At 54.8% G+C, this 4,978-nt stretch carries 3 protein-coding genes and 1 tRNA gene; 1 reads left to right on the plus strand and 3 read right to left on the minus strand.

Annotated elements, in window-relative coordinates; translation table 11 throughout:
* Positions 1–9: 9 nt before the first annotated feature.
* Entirely contained in the window at positions 10–2,550 is a 2,541-nt protein-coding gene (locus tag K1Y02_25275; protein MBX7259693.1) for a GIY-YIG nuclease family protein, read from the plus strand.
* Positions 2,551–2,721: 171 nt separating this feature from the next.
* On the opposite strand, the gene K1Y02_25280 is transcribed toward K1Y02_25275, so the two are convergent.
* From K1Y02_25280 to K1Y02_25290, 3 genes are all read right to left on the minus strand, one after another.
* Positions 2,722–3,342 (minus strand): hypothetical protein, encoded by a 621-nt coding sequence (locus tag K1Y02_25280; GenBank protein MBX7259694.1) that lies wholly within the window; start codon positions 3,340–3,342, stop codon positions 2,722–2,724.
* Between the two features lie 141 nt (positions 3,343–3,483).
* Positions 3,484–4,662, minus strand: coding sequence for a DUF262 domain-containing protein (locus K1Y02_25285; GenBank protein ID MBX7259695.1), 1,179 nt, complete (start codon positions 4,660–4,662; stop codon positions 3,484–3,486).
* A 192-nt stretch (positions 4,663–4,854) separates the two neighbouring features.
* Positions 4,855–4,927 (minus strand) — tRNA-Lys (locus K1Y02_25290).
* Positions 4,928–4,978 lie beyond the last annotated feature (51 nt).

The following is a 4,978-nucleotide window of genomic DNA, read 5'->3' on the forward strand; positions in this document are numbered from 1 at the left end:
ATGAAGGTGATGATGAGTAAGACCATCGAAGAAATCCTTGTGCCCAAGTTGGAGACCCGGCCGCGCATCTATGCCTACTCCATCGCAGATGGGGCGCATGCGGGCCTGCTGAAGATAGGTCAAACTACGCGCGCTGTGAAACAGCGTGTCGCCGATCAGCTCAAGACCGCCGCGATCGAGAACTACACGATCGAACTCGATGAGTCTGCTGTGCGCGACGATGGTACGACTTTCACCGATCACGAGGTGCGTGCAGCCCTTGCCAGGAAGGGCATCGAGAGAGCAGCACGGGAATGGATGCGTTGCACGGTCAAGGACGTGCAGACCGTGCTCACCGAGCTGCGCACCGGCCAGAGGTTCACCGGTACGCACTCCCAGACCTTCGCGATGCGGGAAGAACAGATCGCAGCGGTTGAGAAGACTTGCGACTACTTCCGCTCGATCTGGGCGGAGGACAAAAAAGCCGTTCCGCGCTTTCTGTGGAACGCCAAGATGCGTTTCGGCAAGACTTTCACCAGCTATCAGCTCGCCAAGAAACTCGGGGCCAGGCGCGTGCTGGTGGTCACCTTCAAGCCCGCCGTGGAGGACGCCTGGCAGACGGACCTTGAAGCGCACGCGGACTTCGACGGCTGGCAATACCTCTCCCGTAATTCCGGCAGCGATCCGACCCAAATCGCCGCAGAAAAGCCGCTCGTCTATTTCGGCTCCTTCCAAGACTTGCTGGGGCGCGATGGTGCGGGAAATATCAAGGCGAAGAACGAATGGCTGCACAAGGTGAACTGGGACTTGGTGATTTTTGACGAATACCACTTCGGCGCGTGGCGCGACACCGCGAAAGAATTGTTCGAGGGCGAAGAGGACGCGGTCGCGAAGAAGGAAGCCAATCTCGAATACGCTGCGGATTTGGAACGTGTGAACGTCGATCTTGGCGAACTCTCAGGGAAAGAGGCCGAGTTTCTGCCCATTGCCACCAGGGCCTACCTCTATCTCTCCGGCACGCCATTCAAGGCACTAGCCACGGGCAAGTTCATTGAGGAACAGATATTCAACTGGACCTACACCGACGAGCAGCGTGCGAAGGAAGCGTTCGCGGCGATGAACCCCGGCGCGTGGAACCCCTATGGCGCGCTGCCGCAGATGTCGTTGCTCACCTACCAGATGCCGGACGAGTTGTTGGAGATCGCGAGTGCGGGCGAGTTCGACGAGTTCGACCTCAACGCCTTCTTCGAGGCCACGGGCGAGGGGCACAAGGCGCGATTCAAGCACAAGGACGACGTGCAAAAGTGGCTGGACATCATTCGCGGCAACTATGCGCCCAAGGCGGTGGAATATCTCAAGACCGGTAAGCGACCGCCGTTTCCATATTCGGATAAGTACCTGCTGCCGTATCTCCAGCACTCGTTCTGGTTCCTGCCCAGCGTCGCGGCGTGCCGCGCGATGGCGAACCTGCTGGCCGAGAAGGATAACGTCTTCTGGCAAGACTACAAAGTAGTCGTGGCTGCTGGCGCTGCGGCGGGCATTGGGCTTGAAGCGCTGCCGCCTGTCCGCCGGGCGATCGGCGGCGGTTACGATAACAAGACCATTACGCTTTCGTGCGGCAAGCTTACCACCGGTGTCACCGTGCCCCAGTGGTCTTCGATCATGATGCTGCGCAATCTGAAATCGCCAGAGAGCTACTTCCAGGCGGCGTTTCGCGTGCAGTCGCCGTGGTCGATCAAGAATCCCAACGGCGACAACCCGAACGAGGAGGAGATCATCAAGCCCGCCTGTTTCGTGTTCGACTTTGCGCCCACGCGGGCGCTACGGCAAATCTCTGAATATGGCATCGGGCTTGCGCCCGGCGAGCCGAATCCCGAGAACGCCGTCCGCGACCTCGTGTCATTCCTGCCAGTGCTGGCTTATGACGGCGCAAACATGACGCAGATTGATGCGGGCGGCATTCTCGACATTGCGATGTCCGGAACCTCGGCCACGCTGCTCGCGCGCAAGTGGGAGAGCGCGCTGCTAGTCAACGTGGACAATGACACCCTGCGCCGTATATTCGACAATCCCGCAGCGATGGATGCTGTGGGGCGCATCGAGGGCTGGCGCAAACTTGGCGATAACGTCATCGAAACCATCATCAACAAGAGCGAGAAGGTCAAAGACCTCAAAAACAAGGCGAAGAACAATGACTTGTCGCCAATAGAGAAAAAGCAGCTTACTACAGAGGAGAAAGATCTCAAGTCCAAGCGAAAGGAAGTGCAGGAAAAACTGATCAAGTTCGCGACACGCATTCCTGCCTTCATGTATCTCACCGATTTTCGAGAGAACACGTTGCAAGACGTGATCACCAAGATCGAACCGGCGCTGTTCGAGATTGTCACTGGTCTGACGGTAATGGATTTCCACCTGTTAGTGCAGCTCAAGGTGTTTAACACCGAGCAGATGAATCAGGCCGTGTTCGCATTCCGACGCTACGAAGATGCCTCACTCCAATACACGGGCATCAAGAGCCATGTGGGCCTTACCCATGTTGGCCTCTATGACACCGTTGTCGCCAAAGAATGAGGATTCTCTACGGACGCTGAAATATTCGACAGTACCCCCTTTCGATCTGAATTCCTAAGGTTCTCGTTGCAGCCGCTATTCCTGCGCCTCGCTGCTGATCGTGCAGGGTTTCCAGGCGCGCACGGTGATGGAGACGCTGGGGCACAGCCAGATCAGCCTGACGATGGACACCTAAACACCTACACTGCTATGCGACCGAGACAGGGTCCAGGGCCATCCAAGGGTAATTCCCTGCAACTGCCCTCCAACAATTATATCGATTCCACGGACTAATTTGCGCGAGCATCGCATATAGAACATGACATCTTCTTGTGTTAGATCTGTTGTCATTCCAGTATGTGCAATGGCGTTTCGTTTCTGCACCAATTCCTCCACCTTCACTTCGATAATCCCTCGATCGGTGCTCCCATCGAGGCCAACCGCTCGACCAACGACGCCACCAACCCCGATAGACTCGAAGAGCCTATTGATTCTGCGTGGGAGCGGATTGTCAAAGCCATCAATTAAAGGTCCACCGCGAAGCCTATTGCAAGTGCCCGTATCTTCCCAAAACCAACTCATATCCTGAACGATTGACTTTAGTGCTCCAATCCTGGTGGCCACGTTCTTCGTTTCAAATGCTACTCGCAAAGATTGCTCGATTTGAGCCATTCGAAGTGCTTCCGGCAAGCTCGAAACAGCTGGGTTGACGGAGTTAATTGCATCAACCGCTTCCACAATCAAGGATTCGACATACCTTTCGAGATGGCTCGAAAGCAGCACCACACTGCCACGGTAGAGTGCGTTGGCCAATGCGTATCGTTTCCGTGACTGCACCTGTTCCCGGACAGGCGGTACAGCGTGAAGTAACTCCACAACCTCTCGCCGATTCGAACGGTATTCGTCGAACGCGAGTGACCAGCTCGGGGGATGCATTGTCTTTACCATCGCGATTCACGCCTGTTGCAACGAGTCAAACAGGCCAGCTCGCAGACCAATCCGTTCCATGGCTTCGCTAAAGAGTCGGATTCGCTCGAAAAAGCTCGCCCGGTCAGCAGTACTACGTCCAATCGATTGCAGGAAGCGCGAGTCATCGAAGAGTGCTTTGAGCGACAGTTCGATTTCGTCTCGCTTCGAAACCAGCGATTCAACAGGGAGACGACTAAATACAAGCATGACAGCGTCAAACAAAGCGCGATTTATTTGCCGCTCCCAATCTTCGGCCAATGAATTGAAACTTCGAAAAGCATGATCTCCAAAGACAGCAGATACCTTGTCCACTGTCGTCTCAAACAATAATGTGAGGCGTCGAGTTTCCGCTTCAGTTAGCCTGGCACCCTTCCTGGCTGTGTACAGGTTGAGAAAAGTACGCAACGGCGCAAGATAGTTAACGTAGTCGTCATGAACAGCGAAGAAGCGGACTACAAGCTCATCATCCCGCATTCGCTTGTCGGGAGCGGCTTTGTTCAACACCCCCAGCCATCGTGGTTGTTCAGCGAGCGACTTGATGAGATCATTGAAGTCTCCTCGATAAATTGCATTCCGTATTTCTTGGTCTGTTAGCTGTACTGAGCCAGTGTTCAGCCGCTCAAAAACCTCGAAGCGAATTTCGGGATGTGACTCCTGGGTGATGACAATGCAGCGAATAGTACGCCCCAGAATCAGGCGTTGATCCCGCTCAGTGAGATCTTTGAACTCCTTTCCGTTGTATTCAGTAAGAGTTCGTAGACTGCGAAGGCCGAAGTGATTCCGGACAAATCGCCAAATTGAATACAGACGTTGTTGACCATCGATTACAGTGAAGACGCCCGCATCCTCCTCAGCGAAGTAGCAGGCAGGGATGGGAATATTCATCAGCAGAGACTCAATCAGCCTGCTTGCCCGACCATCGTCCCAAACATATCCGCGTTGGTAAGGGGGGCGGACAATGAGGCTCTTGTCCTCGACCTGATTCACAATGGTTCGCACCACGAAGTCAAAGGGCTGCGTCACGAGTCGGCGATCTGGAGGAGCTACCCGTAGTGGTGTTTCGTCTTGCTCAGGAATGTAACCACTTAGAAGATCATCCTCTGCTTCTGGGGTCATGACTACGGGCTTCTCATCGGGGAGCAAGTTGTCATCGAGCTTGAGCATTCTAGTGTTCCCTGGCCTAACTCAGTTCAATGTCGCCGTAGTGATATGCAGTGAAACCTATTCTACCCTACTTAGGCCACTCATATGGCTCAACGTCAATTGTGGTACCGGTTGTGGTATAAAGGCAGTCGCCCCGGTCGGTAGAGTCATCGACCGGGGCGATTTTCCTTGCTATTGCTAGCAATCTGTGGGTGAGCCGCATAGGACTTGAACCTATAACCCGCTGATTAAGAGTCAGCTGCTCTGCCAATTGAGCTAGCGGCCCATTCTCTTGTCCCGAGTCCACCGGCAGCGCGCCGCCGAACCTCGACGGGTA

Source organism: Candidatus Hydrogenedentota bacterium, from assembly GCA_019695095.1.
Classification (GTDB): Bacteria; Hydrogenedentota; Hydrogenedentia; order Hydrogenedentales; family SLHB01; genus JAIBAQ01.